Origin of the sequence: Pseudomonas sp. GXZC, assembly GCF_026967615.1 — a bacterium.
Taxonomy (GTDB): domain Bacteria; phylum Pseudomonadota; class Gammaproteobacteria; order Pseudomonadales; family Pseudomonadaceae; genus Aquipseudomonas; species Aquipseudomonas azotoformans_A.
Window position 1 is genome coordinate 6,229,084 of sequence record NZ_CP114115.1, and the last position, 16,066, is coordinate 6,245,149.

The 16,066-nt window shown below is 61.4% G+C and carries 16 protein-coding genes; 11 read left to right on the plus strand and 5 right to left on the minus strand.

The genetic code is table 11. The features are described from left to right. Positions 1-156: 156 nt before the first annotated feature. Complete coding sequence (locus OZ428_RS29385) at positions 157-711, plus strand: tetratricopeptide repeat protein (protein ID WP_033896451.1); 555 nt, start codon at positions 157-159, stop codon at positions 709-711. Between the two features lie 8 nt (positions 712-719). Here the strand turns inward: OZ428_RS29385 and OZ428_RS29390 are convergent, their stop codons facing one another. Next, complete coding sequence (locus tag OZ428_RS29390) at positions 720-1,046, minus strand: DUF1820 family protein (RefSeq protein WP_003194436.1); 327 nt, start codon at positions 1,044-1,046, stop codon at positions 720-722. A 131-nt stretch (positions 1,047-1,177) separates the two neighbouring features. Here OZ428_RS29390 and miaB point away from each other — a divergent pair, with 131 nt between their 5' ends. The 5 genes from miaB (at position 1,178) to lnt (ending at position 6,488) form a co-directional block, all read left to right on the plus strand. Then, positions 1,178-2,506 (plus strand): tRNA (N6-isopentenyl adenosine(37)-C2)-methylthiotransferase MiaB, encoded by a 1,329-nt coding sequence (gene miaB, locus OZ428_RS29395; protein ID WP_038847522.1) that lies wholly within the window; start codon positions 1,178-1,180, stop codon positions 2,504-2,506. Positions 2,507-2,619: 113 nt separating this feature from the next. Continuing rightward, positions 2,620-3,624: a PhoH family protein gene (locus tag OZ428_RS29400; RefSeq protein ID WP_061434298.1), complete on the plus strand. Its 1,005-nt coding sequence runs from the start codon at positions 2,620-2,622 to the stop codon at positions 3,622-3,624. Beyond that, positions 3,617-4,075 carry an rRNA maturation RNase YbeY gene (gene ybeY / locus OZ428_RS29405; protein WP_269132105.1) on the plus strand — a complete coding sequence of 153 codons (459 nt, stop codon included), beginning with the start codon at positions 3,617-3,619 and terminating at the stop codon, positions 4,073-4,075. The genes OZ428_RS29400 and ybeY overlap by 8 nt, the downstream gene beginning before the upstream one ends. 41 nt (positions 4,076-4,116) lie before the next feature. After that, positions 4,117-4,956 carry an HlyC/CorC family transporter gene (locus tag OZ428_RS29410; protein WP_010206772.1) on the plus strand — a complete coding sequence of 280 codons (840 nt, stop codon included), beginning with the start codon at positions 4,117-4,119 and terminating at the stop codon, positions 4,954-4,956. 8 nt (positions 4,957-4,964) lie between these two features. Further along, positions 4,965-6,488: an apolipoprotein N-acyltransferase gene (gene lnt, locus OZ428_RS29415; RefSeq protein WP_269132106.1), complete on the plus strand. Its 1,524-nt coding sequence runs from the start codon at positions 4,965-4,967 to the stop codon at positions 6,486-6,488. Positions 6,489-6,502: 14 nt separating this feature from the next. Here the strand turns inward: lnt and OZ428_RS29420 are convergent, their stop codons facing one another. Continuing rightward, entirely contained in the window at positions 6,503-7,264 is a 762-nt protein-coding gene (locus OZ428_RS29420; protein ID WP_269132107.1) for a YdcF family protein, read from the minus strand. Positions 7,265-7,378: 114 nt separating this feature from the next. After that, positions 7,379-7,696, minus strand: a complete 318-nt coding sequence (locus OZ428_RS29425; RefSeq protein ID WP_269132108.1) for a hypothetical protein — start codon at positions 7,694-7,696, stop codon at positions 7,379-7,381. A 261-nt stretch (positions 7,697-7,957) separates the two neighbouring features. On the opposite strand from OZ428_RS29425, the gene leuS reads away from it, so the two are divergent. From leuS to OZ428_RS29450, 5 genes are all read left to right on the plus strand, one after another. Beyond that, positions 7,958-10,564, plus strand: a complete 2,607-nt coding sequence (gene leuS, locus OZ428_RS29430) for a leucine--tRNA ligase (protein WP_269132109.1) — start codon at positions 7,958-7,960, stop codon at positions 10,562-10,564. A gap of 88 nt (positions 10,565-10,652) precedes the next feature. Continuing rightward, positions 10,653-11,258 (plus strand): LPS-assembly lipoprotein LptE, encoded by a 606-nt coding sequence (locus OZ428_RS29435; protein ID WP_269132110.1) that lies wholly within the window; start codon positions 10,653-10,655, stop codon positions 11,256-11,258. Positions 11,259-11,297: 39 nt separating this feature from the next. Beyond that, on the plus strand, positions 11,298-12,335 hold the full coding sequence (gene holA / locus OZ428_RS29440; RefSeq protein WP_033896443.1) for a DNA polymerase III subunit delta: 1,038 nt from the start codon (positions 11,298-11,300) through the stop codon (positions 12,333-12,335). Between the two features lie 84 nt (positions 12,336-12,419). Beyond that, complete coding sequence (gene arfA / locus OZ428_RS29445; RefSeq protein WP_003176285.1) at positions 12,420-12,584, plus strand: alternative ribosome rescue factor ArfA; 165 nt, start codon at positions 12,420-12,422, stop codon at positions 12,582-12,584. Between the two features lie 61 nt (positions 12,585-12,645). Then, a complete protein-coding gene (locus OZ428_RS29450; protein WP_033896442.1) occupies positions 12,646-13,971 on the plus strand; it encodes a lytic murein transglycosylase in 1,326 nt (441 codons plus the stop codon). Between the two features lie 43 nt (positions 13,972-14,014). On the opposite strand, the gene OZ428_RS29455 is transcribed toward OZ428_RS29450, so the two are convergent. Together OZ428_RS29455 and lipA are read right to left on the minus strand one after the other, a co-directional pair. After that, complete coding sequence (locus tag OZ428_RS29455) at positions 14,015-14,932, minus strand: S66 peptidase family protein (protein ID WP_269134235.1); 918 nt, start codon at positions 14,930-14,932, stop codon at positions 14,015-14,017. Between the two features lie 108 nt (positions 14,933-15,040). Then, positions 15,041-16,042: a lipoyl synthase gene (gene lipA / locus OZ428_RS29460; protein WP_017735632.1), complete on the minus strand. Its 1,002-nt coding sequence runs from the start codon at positions 16,040-16,042 to the stop codon at positions 15,041-15,043. Positions 16,043-16,066 lie beyond the last annotated feature (24 nt).

Consider the following 16,066-nt stretch of genomic DNA (forward strand, 5'->3'; position numbering starts at 1 on the left):
TTTTTTAGAGAAATCACCTGCAATCCGGCAGATAACTTGCCCAAGCAGCAGAAAAACGAGTAAAGACTTTGTAAGCAGAGGCCTGCTTATTTCATAATGCGCGCTTATTGGATCCCCCGAGGGTCCGCGCGCCCCGTCAGAGGTAAGTCGATTCCCATGAAACGCACCGGCCGCACCCTGGTTCTGGGCTGCCTGTTGCTCCTTCAGCCGCTGCTGGCACATGCACAAGCAGGCGGCAACTCGTTGTTAATCCCAGCGATGGGTCGTTGCACCCTCAATACCCAGCCAGACAGCCAGGCCGAAGCCCTGAGCGCGTGCCAGAAACAGGCCGACGGCGGGGATGCACAGGCGCAATACGAGTTGGGCGAGTACTTCCACGACAGCAAAAACCCCGCCCGCGACCTCAACAAGGCCTTGAGCTACTTCGAGAAAGCCTCGCTGCAGGGCCACGCCGAAGCTCAATTCAAGCTGGGCACCATGTTCTTCAAAGGCGAAGGCGTGCCGGCCAACAACGTCCAGGCGTATATCGTGCTGAAAATGGCCGCGGTCAACGGCGCCGAAGACGCGTTGGACACTGCCGACGAAGTCGCCGAGCACATGCAGCGCGATGAATTGGAAGTGGCGACCCAGGTGTTGGGGCAGATCTTCCGCAATTACCTTCAGGAACTGCAGAGTGCCGACGGGCGTTCGCCCTTCTCACCCCTGCCCTGACAGCGCCTTTACTTCTCTGGCATCGGCATCGGAAATGGCATCACATTGCTGGTGCCACGCGCTTCGCTGATCTTCGGCGTGCCCAAACGCTCGACCTCATCGATGCGCACAATCGAATGCATCGGCACAAAGCTGCGCACCACGCCTTCGAATTGCGCCTTGAGCTTCTCTTCGCCCGGATCGACGACCAACTGGGTGCGCTCGCCAAAGACGAACTCTTCCACCTCCAGGAAACCCCACAGATCGCTCTGATAGATCTGCTTGGCGTACATTTCGAACACCTGGCCCTGGTTGAGGAAAATCACCTTGTAGATTGGAGCTTCACGTTTGGTCATGGTGGGTGAATAACACATCGGGGATATAAAAGAGGGCGCGAACTATAGCATGGCACCCGATGCACAACGCTAGGAACCAATGGGCATGCCCCCTATAATGCGCGGTTCTTTACCACCAGTTGACGATTCCCATGGCCAAGAAGCTTTACATCGAAACCCACGGTTGCCAGATGAACGAGTACGACAGCTCGCGCATGGTCGATCTGCTGGGTGAACACCAGGCCCTGGAAGTCACCGCCCGCGCCGAAGATGCCGACGTGATCCTGCTCAATACCTGCTCGATCCGCGAGCGGGCCCAGGACCGTGTGTACTCCCAGCTGGGCCGCTGGCGCGAATTGAAACTGGCCAACCCGGACATGGTGATCGCCGTCGGCGGTTGCGTGGCCAGCCAGGAAGGTGCCGCCATTCGCGACCGCGCGCCCTATGTCGACGTGGTGTTCGGCCCGCAGACCCTGCACCGTCTGCCGGAAATGATCGACGCCGCGCGCTTTACCAAGCTGCCCCAGGTCGACGTGTCATTCCCTGAAATAGAAAAATTCGACCATTTGCCCGAGCCACGCATTGACGGTCCGAGCGCCTACGTGTCGGTGATGGAAGGTTGCAGCAAGTACTGCACCTTCTGCGTGGTGCCCTACACCCGTGGCGAAGAAGTCAGCCGGCCATTTGACGACGTGCTGTCGGAAATCATCCACCTGGCTGAAAACGGCGTGCGCGAAGTGACGCTGCTGGGCCAGAACGTCAATGGCTATCGCGGCCAGACCCATGATGGCCGCCTCGCTGACCTGGCGGAGTTGATCCGCGTGGTCGCCGCCGTGGACGGTATCGAGCGTATCCGCTACACCACCTCGCACCCACTGGAATTCTCCGACAGCCTGATCCAGGCCCACGCCGAAGTGCCGGAACTGGTCAAGCACCTGCACCTGCCGGTGCAATCGGGCTCGGACCGCATCCTCGCGGCGATGAAGCGCAACCACACGGCCCTGGAATACAAATCCAAACTGCGCAAATTGCGCGCGGCGGTGCCGGGTATCTGCATCAGCTCGGACTTTATCGTCGGTTTCCCCGGTGAAACCGAGAAAGACTTCCAGCAGACCATGAAGCTCATCGAAGACGTCGGCTTCGACTTCTCCTACTCATTCGTCTACAGCCAGCGCCCCGGCACGCCGGCGGCCGACTTGGCGGATGAAACCCCGGAAGCGCTGAAAAAAGAGCGCCTCAACGCGCTGCAACACCGCTTGAACCAGCAGGGTTTCGAGATCAGCCGACAAATGGTCGGTTCCACCCAGCGCATCCTGGTCACCGACTACTCGAAAAAAGACCCGGGCGAACTGCAAGGCCGTACCGAGAACAACCGAATCGTAAACTTCCGTTGCGATAATCCGACCCTGATCGGCCAGTTTGCCGATGTGCACATCGACGCGGCACAGCCCCATTCGCTGCGCGGGTCGTTGATCCCGTAATCACTCTTTGAATTATCGCCAGCCAACATGTGCCGTTTAAGTGCTTTCGCACACAGCCGGCTGGCGTTATTCTCTATTTCACCTCAACAGCCAAAGGGCGGCTAAAAGCGACCTTGAACGCACCCATAGCAGAACCCCATCGTTTTATTCTCGAGCCCTTTGAGGCTCTCCGTTTCGCCAACCTGTGCGGACAGTTCGACGAGCACCTGCGCCTGATCGAACAACGCCTGGGCATCGAGATCCGCAACCGCGGCAATCAGTTCGAGCTCATTGGTGAAGCCCAACACACCCAATCTGCAGAAAACCTGCTGCGCCGTCTCTACCGCGAAACCAAGGGTAGCGAGCTGTCGCCAGAAATCGTGCACCTGTATTTGCAGGAATCGGCTGTGGAAGACTTGGCCAACAACCCAGTCGCTGAAGCCAGCGTGGCCCTGCGTACCAAGAAAGGCATGATTCGCCCCAAGGGCTTGAATCAGCAGAAGTACGTCAAGGCAATCCTCGGTAACGACATCAATTTCGGCATCGGCCCCGCCGGTACCGGCAAGACCTACCTGGCCGTGGCCTGCGCGGTCGACGCGTTGGAACGTGAGCAAGTACGCCGCATCCTGCTGGTGCGCCCAGCGGTCGAGGCCGGCGAAAAACTCGGTTTCCTGCCTGGCGACCTGGCCCAGAAGATCGACCCGTACCTGCGCCCGCTCTACGACGCGCTGTACGAGATGCTCGGCTTTGAATACGTGGCCAAGCTGATCGAGCGCCAGGTGATCGAGATCGCCCCGCTGGCCTACATGCGCGGCCGCACCTTGAGCAACAGTTTCATCATCCTCGACGAAAGCCAGAACACCACGGTCGAGCAAATGAAGATGTTCCTGACCCGCATCGGGTTTGGCTCCACGGCCATTATCACCGGCGACATTACCCAGGTTGACCTGCCCAAGGGCACCAAGTCGGGCTTGAGCCATGTGATTGAAGTGCTCAAGGACGTGCCGGGCATCAGTTTCACGCACTTCTCGCCCAAGGACGTGGTGCGTCACCCGCTGGTGCAGCGCATTGTCGAAGCCTACGAGCGCTTTGAACACCGCGATGACGGGCTGTCCAAGGACGTTCGCCGCGATGCTTGAGCTTGACCTGCAGCTGGCCACCGATGCGTCCGCCCCCAGCGAAGCGCAGTTCCGCCAATGGTGCGCCCTGGCCCTGCGCCAGCGCACCGCCGACTCGGAGCTGACCATTCGTCTGGTGGACGAGCCCGAGGGCCGCGAACTGAATCACACCTGGCGCCAGAAGGACTACGCGACCAACGTGCTGTCATTTCCCGCCGACGTACCGGATGAGCTGCTGGATATCCCGCTGCTGGGCGATCTGGTTATCTGTGTCGCGGTGGTGGAGCGCGAGGCGAAGGAACAAGGCAAGGAACTTGAGGCCCATTGGGCCCATCTAGTCATCCACGGCTGCTTGCATCTCTTGGGTTACGACCATATAGACGATGACGAAGCCGAGGAAATGGAAACACTGGAACAAACGTTGCTAGCAGAATTGGGTCATCCGGACCCGTATGCCGACGACGAAGTTTAAAAACACTCAACTGTAACAATAAAGGATTCAGAGTAATCGCTATGAGCGAAGACCGATCGAGCAACGGGCAGAAGTCATGGCTGGGTAAACTGACCCAGGCTTTTGCCCACGAGCCGAAAAACCGCCAGGAGCTGCTTGAGCTGCTGCGCGAGGCCCATCAGAACAAGTTGCTGGACAGCGAAGCGCTGGCCATCGTCGAAGGCGCCATCCAGGTGGCTGACCTGCAAGTACGCGACATCATGGTCCCGCGCTCGCAGATGATCAGCATCAAGGCGACCCAGACCCCACGGGAATTCCTCCCGGCCGTGATCGACTCGGCGCACTCGCGCTACCCGGTGATCGGTGAAAGCCATGACGACGTCATGGGCGTCCTGCTAGCCAAGGACCTGCTGCCGTTGATCCTCAAGGAGAACGGCGACAGCTTCAACATCAAGGACCTGCTGCGTCCGGCCACCTTCGTGCCCGAGTCCAAGCGCCTGAACGTGTTGCTGCGTGAATTCCGCGCCAACCACAATCACATGGCCATCGTGATCGACGAATACGGCGGCGTGGCCGGCCTGGTGACGATTGAAGACGTGCTGGAACAGATCGTTGGCGACATCGAAGACGAACACGACGTCGAAGAAGACAGCTACATCAAGCCACTGCCCAGCGGTGACTTCCTGATCAAGGCGCTGACGCCGATCGAGAACTTCAATGAGTTCTTCGACAGCGAATTCTCCGATGACGAGTTCGATACCGTGGGCGGCCTGGTGATGAGTGCGTTCGGGCATCTGCCAAAACGTAACGAGACCACCGAGATCGGCGCGTATCGCTTCCGCATCCTGAATGCCGACAGCCGCCGGATTCACTTGATTCGCCTGACACCTATTGCCCGCTAAGGAATGACATGCAGCGCCTAACCCGCCCCGGCTGGCCCGGTAATTTGCTGGCCGTGGTGGCCGGCGCCATCACCACCCTGGCGCTGGCGCCGTTCGACCTGTGGCCGTTTGCGCTGGTAGCGGTCGGCCTGTTCTATGTCGGGCTGCGGGACCTGAGCCCGCGCCAGGCGTTGGGTCGCGGCTGGTGTTTCGGCTTCGGCCTGTTCGGCGCTGGCACCAGTTGGATCTACTACAGCATCCACCACTTCGGCGGTGCTTCGGTGCTGCTGGCGGGTTTCCTGATGCTGCTGTTTACCGCCGCCATCGCCTGGTTCTTCGCCCTGCCCGCCTGGCTGTGGGCGCGCTGGTTGCGACGCAATGAGGCCCCGTTGGCGGATGCGCTGACGTTTGCGGCGTTGTGGGTGGGCCAGGAAGCGTTTCGCGGCTGGTTCCTGACGGGATTCCCGTGGCTGTACTCCGGTTACAGTCAGCTTGACGGCCCGCTGACGGGCTTGGCGCCCGTGGGCGGCATGTGGCTGATTTCCTTTGCCCTGGCACTGACGGCGGCGCTGCTGTGCAACCTGCCGCGCCTGCTGGCCGGCAAGCGCAACGCCTTTATCGGCGCAGGCCTGGTGCTGCTGGTCGCGCCCTGGGCCATCGGCCTGGCGCTCAAGCATCACGCCTGGACCAGCCCCTCCGGTGCGCCACTGACCGTGGCCGCCATCCAGGGCAACGTCGAGCAAAGCATGAAGTGGGACCCGGAGCAGCTCAACGCACAGCTCGCGTTGTACCGCGACATGAGCTTCAGCTCCAAGCCCGTCGACCTGCTGGTATGGCCGGAAACCGCTGTGCCGGTGCTCAAGGAGTCTGTCGAAGGCTACCTGGGCATGATGGGCAAGTTCGCTGCCGACCGGCACACCGCGCTGATCACCGGCGTACCGATCCGCCAGGAAGTGCATCACCAGAAGCGCTACTTCAACGGCATCACCGTGGTCGGCGAAGGCGACGGCACCTACCTCAAGCAGAAGCTGGTGCCGTTTGGCGAGTACGTGCCGCTGCAGGACATGCTGCGCGGCCTGATTGCGTTCTTTGATCTGCCAATGTCGGACTTCGCTCGCGGCCCTGCCGACCAGGCAATGCTGCAGGCCAAGGGCTATCAGATCGCGCCGTTCATCTGCTACGAAGTGGTCTACCCGGAGTTCGCCGCCGGCCTCTCGGCCCAGAGCGATCTGCTGCTGACCATCAGCAACGACACCTGGTTCGGCCGCTCGATCGGCCCGTTGCAGCACCTGCAAATGGCGCAGATGCGTGCATTGGAAGCCGGGCGCTGGATGATCCGCGCCACCAACAATGGGGTGACCGGCTTGATCAACCCATTCGGGCAGATCACCGCGCAGATCCCGCAGTTCGAACGCGGCATTCTCTACGGTGAAGTGGTGCCGATGCACAACCTCACCCCTTACCTGCAATGGCGTTCGTGGCCGTTGATCATTCTGTGCCTGGGGTTGTTTGGCTGGGCGCTGCTGGCGGGCCGGATGTCGAAGACCCTGTAGGTTTCGCGACGGGGTTATCGGTAAAACAGCCGGTAACCCAACTGCCCCACGGCCTCATTGATCAATTGCCCACTGCGCCACACTGAGACGAACTCCGGCATCCACCCACCCAGCGGCCGAGCGTTGTCCACGCCCAGGAAACCCACGGGGGCCGGCACCACGGTGAAGCCTGCCTTCTCAAAGCTCCACACCGAACGCGGCATGTGCCAGGCCTGGGTCACCACCACCACGCGTTTAATGCCCTCCGGCAATAGAATCTCGGCGCTCATCTGCGCATTTTCCCAAGTGGTACGGCTGCGCTCTTCCTTCCAGCGCACCGCTACGCCGAAGTCATCCTGCATCGACACCGCCATCAACTCCGCTTCGCTGGGCGGCGTGCCGTAATGCAGGCCGCCGGTAGTCAGCACCGGCAGGCCGGAAGCCTTGGCCAGTCGTGCGGCATAGCGCTGGCGTTCCAGGCCGATCCCGGTGGGCTGGTCGGTGCCCCAGGCCGGGTCACCGCGCTCGCGTCCGGAGCCCAGTACCACGATGGCGTCGGCGCGCTGGGCCAAGGTCGACCAGTCTTCCCGGGCCAATGGCGGTTCGGTTTCCAGGGCCCGAGCGCCCCACTCCACCATCACTGGCAAGCTGATCAGCCACATGCCCCCAAAACCCAGGGTAAAGCAGCACGCCGCCAAACGCGGGCGACTACGGCGAAACCACCAGGCAAGCGCCAGCAACAGCAAAAGAATGCCGGGCGGCAGAAGCAATTGTTTGATGAAATAACGAATAGGCATCGGGCATCTCCATAGATGCCCGAAGCCTAAGGTGTAACGGGGTTTAGCGACAATCTTTACGGTGACATGCTTACAGTGAAACGGCGTGGTGAAGCCGTTCAGGGGGGCAATGAATTACTTGTAGCGGGCGGACCGGAGCTTTTCCGGGCCACGACCGGCCGACAAGTCCTTGAGCCACACCACCTTGGCTGAATGCGTAGGCTCCTTGATTGGCGGGGTTGCCACCCAAGGAGGCGCACTGCACCCATTCCTTTCCAGATACGCCTTGATCAGTTCCAGCTCCGCGCGACTCAGACCGCGCAGTTCCAACTCCACAGGCCGTTCATCACGCAATCGGCCCGCTGTCCTCGCTGCATCCAATGCACGACCCAAGCGGTCGATCAGTCCTTCGTAGACATCCGGTTTCGATACGATTCTTTGCGATTCAACCATCCCCTCACCTCATTGAAGAAAGACTTGCTCCCCAATAAACAGCGTAGTCCTCGTGGCCGGGCACGCCTGGCGCCGCGACAGACGGCCCTGCCTGCGCAATCAGGGTTTCCCTCGATAGAGTGGGGTCATGTATGCTACGGCGCTTCCTGTAACTCCACTTCCCGCAGGGTTTGGGCACGGACGCGCCGCTTTTTGGTGTCGATCAACCTGAACGTTGCACCGAAGAGGATTAGGCCACCCCTATTCAGTTCAAAAGTAGCCATGCACGAACAATATCAGCCCCGTGAAATAGAAAATGCCGCCCAAACCTTCTGGGACGAGCAAAAGTCCTTTGAAGTCAGTGAACAGCCAGGCAAGGAGACTTACTACTGCCTATCGATGTTCCCTTACCCCAGCGGCAAGCTACACATGGGGCACGTGCGTAACTACACCATCGGCGACGTGATTTCCCGCTACCAGCGCATGCAAGGCAAGAACGTTCTGCAACCCATGGGTTGGGACGCCTTCGGCATGCCGGCGGAAAACGCCGCGATGAAAAACAACGTGGCTCCCGCCAAGTGGACCTACGAAAACATCGCCTACATGAAGTCCCAGCTGCGCAGCCTGGGCCTGGCGGTGGACTGGTCCCGCGAAGTGACCACCTGCAAGCCGGATTACTACCGCTGGGAACAGTGGCTGTTCACGCGCCTGTTCGAAAAAGGCGTGATCTACAAGAAGAGCGGCACCGTGAACTGGGACCCGCTGGACCAGACCGTACTGGCCAACGAGCAAGTGATCGACGGTCGCGGCTGGCGCTCCGGCGCGCTGATCGAAAAGCGCGAAATCCCGATGTACTACTTCAAGATCACCGCCTACGCGGATGAACTCTTGTCGAGCCTCGACGACCTGCCGGGCTGGCCTGAACAGGTCAAGACCATGCAACGCAACTGGATCGGCAAATCCAAGGGCATGGAAGTGCAGTTCCCGTACAACGTCGATTCCATCGGCGAAGCGGGCGCACTGAAAGTCTTCACCACTCGTCCCGATACCCTGATGGGCGCGACTTATGTCGCCGTGGCTGCCGAACACCCGCTGGCCACCCAGGCCGCACAGAACAACCCTGAACTGCAGGCGTTCATCGCCGAATGCAAAGGCGGCAGCGTGGCCGAAGCCGACGTCGCCACCCAGGAGAAAAAAGGCCTGCCGACCGGGCTGTTCGTTGAGCATCCATTGACTGGCGAGAAGCTGCCGGTATGGGTCGCCAACTACGTGCTGATGCACTACGGCGATGGCGCCGTAATGGCAGTGCCGGCTCACGACGAGCGCGATTTCGAATTCGCCACTAAATACAGCCTGCCGATCAAATCCGTGGTGCGCACCAGCTCGGGCGATACCAACCCGGCCCCATGGCAAGACGCCTACGGCGAGCACGGCACCCTGATCAATTCCGGCGAGTTCGACGGCCTGGATTTCCAGGGCGCTTTCGATGCGATCGAAGTTGCCCTGATCAAGAAGAACCTGGGCGCCTCGCGCACTCAGTTCCGCCTGCGCGACTGGGGCATCAGCCGCCAGCGCTACTGGGGCTGCCCGATCCCGATCATCCACTGCGAAAGCTGTGGCGACGTGCCAGTACCGGAAGACCAACTGCCGGTGGTCCTGCCGGAAGATGTGGTGCCGGACGGCGCCGGTTCGCCATTGGCGCGCATGCCTGACTTCTACGAGTGCAGCTGCCCGAAATGCGGCCAGCCTGCCAAGCGTGAAACCGACACCATGGACACCTTCGTCGAGTCCTCCTGGTACTACGCCCGCTACGCCTCGCCGCACTACGAGGGCGGTCTGGTGGAAAAATCCGCAGCCGACCACTGGTTGCCGGTCGACCAGTACATCGGCGGTATCGAACACGCCATTCTTCACCTGCTGTACGCGCGTTTCTTCCACAAGCTGATGCGTGACGAAGGCCTGGTGAGCTCCGATGAGCCGTTCAAGAACCTGCTGACCCAGGGCATGGTGGTCGCCGAGACTTACTATCGCCGCGAAGCCAACGGTGCCTACACCTGGTTCAACCCGGCTGACGTGGAGCTTGAGCGCGACAGCAAAGCCAAGGTCATCAGCGCCAAGCTGATCGCCGACGGCCTGCCGGTGGAAATCGGTGGCACCGAGAAGATGGCCAAGTCGAAGAACAACGGCGTTGACCCACAGTCGATGATCGACCAGTTCGGCGCCGACACTTGCCGCCTGTTCATGATGTTCGCCTCGCCGCCAGACATGAGCGCCGAATGGTCCGACTCCGGCGTCGAAGGTTCGCACCGTTTCCTCAAGCGCGTCTGGCGCCTGGCGCATGCCCACATCAGCCAGGGCCTGCCGGGCAAGCTGGACGTGACCGCCTTGAGCGACGAGCAGAAACTGATTCGCCGCAGCACCCACCTGGCCATCAAGCAAGCCAGCCAGGACGTGGGCCAGAACCACAAGTTCAACACCGCCATCGCCCAGGTGATGACGCTGATGAACGTGCTGGAAAAAGCGCCACAAGCCACCGAACAGGATCGCGCATTGGTACAGGAAGGCCTGGAAACGGTCACCCTGCTGCTGGCGCCGATCACGCCGCACATCAGCCACGACCTGTGGAACCGTTTGGGCCACAGCGATGCCGTCATCGACGCACGCTGGCCGGTGCAGGATGACAGCGCCCTGGTACAGGACACGCTGCAACTGGTGATCCAGGTCAACGGTAAACTGCGTGGCCAGATCGACATGCCGGCCACCGCCAGCCGCGAAGACGTCGAGGCGGCTGCCCGCGTCAACGAAAACGTGCTGCGCTTTACCGAAGGCCTGACGATCCGCAAAGTGATCGTGGTGCCTGGCAAACTGGTCAATATCGTCGCTAGCTAATCGGATCGGGCGCAGGGCTAGAGCCTTGCGCCGAATAAAGCCTTCAGGGCCTCGATAAGGCCCACATGGTTTCAAGGGGAGCAACACAATGATCAAACGCAATTTGCTGGTGATGGGCCTTGCCGTACTGCTGAGCGCTTGCGGCTTCCAGCTGCGCGGCACCGGCACCAACGACCTGGCGATCAAGGAACTGGACGTCAGTGCCCGCGACGCCTACAGCGAAACCGTGACCCAGCTGCGCCAGGTCCTGGAAAACAGCGGCGTTCACGTCTACACCGGCGCGACCTACAAGCTGTTCCTGGCCAACGAAAAAGAAACCCAGCGCAACCTGAGCTACGCCAGCGCCGGGCGTGCTTCCGATATCGAACTGGCAACCCAGCTCAACTTTGAAGTCCAGGGCCGTGACCACCTGCCTTTGATGGGTGACAGCATCCAAGTACAGAAGATCGTCAGCCACGACGGCAACAACCTGGTGGGTTCGGACTCCGAAATCACCCAGGTACGCAAGGAAATGCGTCGCGAACTGGTACAGCGCATGGTGCTGCGTCTGTCGATGATCACTCCGGAACAACTGGAGACCTTGCAGCAACAGGCTGACAACAAGGCCAAGGCTGACGCCGACGCGCTGAAAGCCGCCAAAGAGTACGAAGACAACACGCCGAAGCAATCGCCTGTTGAAGTCCCTGTCGAGTAAGCCCGACGGGGCGCCCCAAGCGCCCCGTTCGCCCTGCCTATGAAACTCGCTCCCGCCCAACTCGCCAAACACCTGCAAGGTGGCCTTGCGCCTGTCTATATCGTCAGCGGCGATGACCCGCTGCTGTGCCAGGAAGCCGCCGACGCCATCCGCACCGCTGCACGCCAGCAAGGCTTCGACGAACGCCAGGTGTTCAGCGCCGACGCCAGTTTCGACTGGGGCACGCTGCTGCAAGCCGGCGCGAGCATGTCGCTGTTTGCAGAAAAGCGCCTGCTGGAACTGCGCCTGCCTTCGGGCAAGCCTGGGGACAAAGGCGCCGCCGCGCTGATGGAATACTGCTCACGCCCCGCCGAAGACACAGTGCTGTTGATCAGCCTGCCCAAGCTCGACGGCAGTGCGCAGAAAACCAAGTGGGGCAAGGCCCTGGTGGAAGGGGCGCAAACCCAGTTCATCCAGATCTGGCCAGTGGACAGCAACCAGTTGCCGCAGTGGATTCGCCAGCGCCTGTCCCAATCGGGGCTGTCGGCAACCCAGGACGCGGTGGAGCTGATCGCAGCCCGGGTCGAAGGCAACTTGTTGGCCGCCGCCCAGGAGATCGAAAAGCTCAAGCTGATGGCCGAAGACGGGCAGATTACCGTCGAGACCGTCCAAGGTGCCGTGGCCGATAGCGCGCGCTTTGATGTGTTCGGGCTGGTGGACGCGATCCTCAATGGCGAACCCGCCCACGCCCTGCGCATGCTCGAAGGCCTGCGCGGCGAAGGCGTGGAACCACCGGTCATTCTCTGGGCCCTGGCCCGGGAGTTGCGAGTACTGGCCAATATTGCGCTGCAATACAGCCAGGGCACGCCGTTGGACAAATGCTTCAGCCAGGCCCGACCACCGGTGTGGGACAAGCGCAAACCGCTGATGAGCAAAGCCCTGCAACGGCACTCGGCGCAACGCTGGGCGCAGCTCTTGCTGGAAGCGCAGCGCATTGACGCGCAGATCAAGGGCCAGGCGGCCGGTTCGCCGTGGATGAGCCTGAGCCGTTTGTCGCTGTTAATGGCCGGCCAGCGCCTGACACTGCCGGCAGAATAGTCCTACCTCTCGAAGGGCTTTACAGCGGCGCAACATCGGCAGATGATTTGCACCGCTTCATCCTACCTACCGAGAGTAACGACCATGAGTAAAAAGCCATCCAAGCATGGCCCCAACAAGGCCAAATCCATCATCGCCCAGCCACTGTTCCGCAGCCGTCAAGAACGCGCCGGCAAGGGCAAAGGCAGCTACCGCCGCGAAGCCTTCCAGTCTAATAGCTGGGAGGCTTCTTACTTTCTGGCTGCCTGAAGGCAAGCCCCCCTCTGGCATGATAAGGTCTGCACCTGATTTGTAATCCCTGGACCTGTGCATGCCCTCTAGTCTTTCCCGTCGTTGGCACCTTCGCCAATTGATCGCTGCCTCCAGCCTCATTCTGCTCGTCGCCTGCGCGGAAAAACCCACCGCCGCCGACGCTCAACCCCTGCCCAAGCTCCAGACCGCCCCTGTGGTAGCGCCCGCTGTCGTGGCCCCGCTGGCTGTGGACAATCTGGATATCCAACCGACCCAGACCTTCGCCGAATGGCAGGCGGGTTTCCGTGTGCAAGCCCTGCAGGCCGGCATCACTGCTGCGGTGTTCGACAACGCGTTCGCCAACGTCACCCCCGACATGGCGGTCATCCGCGCGGACCGCAGCCAGCCTGAGTTTTCCCGCCCAGTGTGGGAATACCTCGACGGCGCCCTCTCGCCCCTGCGCGTACGCAATGGCCAGGCGCTGTTGATCAAGTACGCCGACATCCTGCAGAGCATCGAACAACGTTATGGCGTCGACCGCCAGGCATTGGTGTCGGTCTGGGGCATGGAGAGCAACTTCGGCCAGTTCCAGGGCAATAACTCGGTGATCCGCTCCCTCGCGACCCTGGCTTACGAAGGCCGTCGCCCGGCATTCGCCCAGGCGCAATTGCTGGCCGCGTTGCAGATCATCCAGCACGGCGACATCCAGGCCGACCAGATGAAAGGCTCCTGGGCCGGCGCCATGGGCCAGACCCAGTTTATCCCGACCACCTACAACACCCACGCCGTGGACTTCGATGGCGACGGTCGCCGCGATATCTGGAACAGCCCGGCCGACGCCCTCGCCTCCACCGCGCACTACCTGCAAAGCTCCGGCTGGCAGAAAGGCCAGCCGTGGGGTTTCGAGGTGAAACAACTACCGGCGAACTTCGATTACGCCCTGGCCGATGGTGGTGTACGCAAGACGGTTGCCGAGTGGATGAAACTCGGTATCCAGTTGCCCTTTGGTGCAAGCATGCCGCCAAATGTCGACCAACTGTCCGCCGCCCTGCTATTGCCGGCTGGTTACCGTGGCCCGGCGTTCCTGGTGCTGGATAACTTCCGCGCGATCCTCAAATACAACAACTCGTCGTCCTACGCACTGGCGGTCGGCCTGCTGTCGGAACGCTTCGGTGGTGGTGGCGTGATTCGTGGCGATTGGCCGAAGGATGAACTGCCATTGAGCCGCTCGCAGCGCATCGACTTGCAGACGGCCTTGAGTGCCAATGGCTACGACGCGGGCAACCCGGACGGGATTATCGGCGCCAATACGCGCAAGGCGATTCGTGCGGCGCAGCAAGCGCTGGGGTGGCCGGCGGATGGGTATCCGACGGTGAAGTTGCTGGAGTCGCTGCAGAACCGCTGACGCAAAACTTTTGTTGGAGCCGGAAAGCCGGCTCCAACAAAGTTCAGCGGATGACCACATCCTGCTCCAACACCAACCGCTGCTCCCCCGCATCCAACCGCACCAACGCGCCCATCGGCAGCGTCAGGTTCGGATCGCAATGCCCACTGCGCCAGCCGGACAACACCGGAATGCGCAACGGTTCGAAGGTCTGCTTGAGCAGCCGCTCCAGCGCAACACTATCCACGCCCGCCACATCCCCCACCAGTACGCCGGCCACCTGCGCCAGCTTGCCTGCCAGGCGCAGGTGCGTCAGCAGGCGGTCGATGCGGTAGATCGGCTCGTTGACGTCTTCGATCAGCAGAATGATGCCTTCAGCGTCGATCTCAAAAGGCGTGCCCATGACCGCCGCGATCATCGACAGGTTGCCACCCAACAGGCGACCACAGGCGATGCCAGGCTCAATGGTGGTCAGCGGATAGGCTGCCGGGTGCGCGAGCACGCTCCCGGTACCTAGTTGACCGCGTAGCATGCTGAACAATGAAGACTCGGTAGGTTGTTGCTTGTCACCCAACAGGTCGGCGTTGAGCATCGGACCGTGGAAGGTCACAAAACCGGCGTAGCGGCTGATGGCCAGGTGCAACGCAGTGATGTCGCTGTAGCCTACGAAGGGCTTGGGGTTGGCGCGCAGCAGGTCGAAGTCCAGGCTATCGAGCAGGCGTGGCGTGCCGTAGCCGCCGCGCAGGCAGAAAATGGCGTCGATTTCAGGATTGGCAAAGGCTTTGTGCAGGTCGTTGAGACGGGTTTTATCGCGACCGGCAAGGTAGCCGTCGCGCTCATAGACGCCGGGGAAGATTCGCAGGTCGTAGCCGCGAGCGCGCATCCATTGACCGGCTTTTTCCACATCCAGGGTGGCGGGGCCGGCGGGGGCGATGAGGGCGATGGTGCCTTCGCTGCGGAGGGCCGGTACTGCAGCGGTCAGTTGAGTCATCCGTGGGTCTCATCAGTTGATGGGGCTGCTTCGCAGCCCAGCGCGGGGCAAGCCCGCTCACCACAGCAAGCCCCTCCCATGTCTGGGCTGCGGTACGCCTTACGAAACCAAGCTCGCCTTGACCAGCTTGGCCTGCTCGTCCGCATGGTACGAGGAACGTACCAACGGGCCCGATGCCACGTTCTTGAAGCCCATCTTGTAACCTTCCTCGGCGAACCAGGCGAAGGTGTCCGGGTGCACGAAACGCTGCACCGGCAAGTGGCTGCGGGACGGTTGCAGGTACTGGCCCAGGGTCAGCATATCGATGTCGTGTTCGCGCATGCGCTTCATGACTTCGATGACTTCCTCGTCGGTCTCGCCCAGGCCCAGCATCAGGCCGGATTTGGTCGGGATGTGCGGCATCATCTGCTTGAATTTCTGCAGCAGGGTCAGCGACCACTGGTAGTCCGAACCCGGACGCGCAGCCTTGTACAGGCGCGGCACGGTTTCCAGGTTGTGGTTGAACACATCCGGCGGCTCGGCAGCGGTGATTTCCAGCGCCACGTCCATGCGGCCACGGTAGTCCGGCACCAGGGTTTCGAGCATCACGTTCGGCGACAGCTTGCGGATCTCGCGGATGCAGTCGGCAAAGTGCTGGGCACCGCCGTCACGCAGGTCGTCGCGGTCTACCGAGGTGATCACCACGTACTTGAGGCGCAGGTCAGCGATGGCAATGGCCAGGCTTTCCGGCTCGTTGACGTCCAGTGGCTTCGGACGGCCGTGGCCGACGTCGCAGAACGGGCAACGACGGGTGCAGATGTCACCCATGATCATGAAGGTCGCGGTGCCACCGGAGAAGCACTCACCCAGGTTCGGGCAGGACGCTTCTTCGCACACGCTGTGCAGCTTGTGTTTGCGCAGCAGGGCCTTGATACGGTCGACTTCCGGCGAAACCGGGATGCGCACGCGAATCCAGTCGGGTTTCTTCGGCAGTTCGGTGGTCGGAATGATCTTCACCGGGATGCGTGCAACCTTCTCGGCGCCGCGCAGCTTGACGCCGGCTTCCACCTTGGCACGCGGGGCCGGGGCCGGACGGTCGGTAACGTCCACCGTCGGGATCATGGTTTGCACTGCATCAGTAGTCAT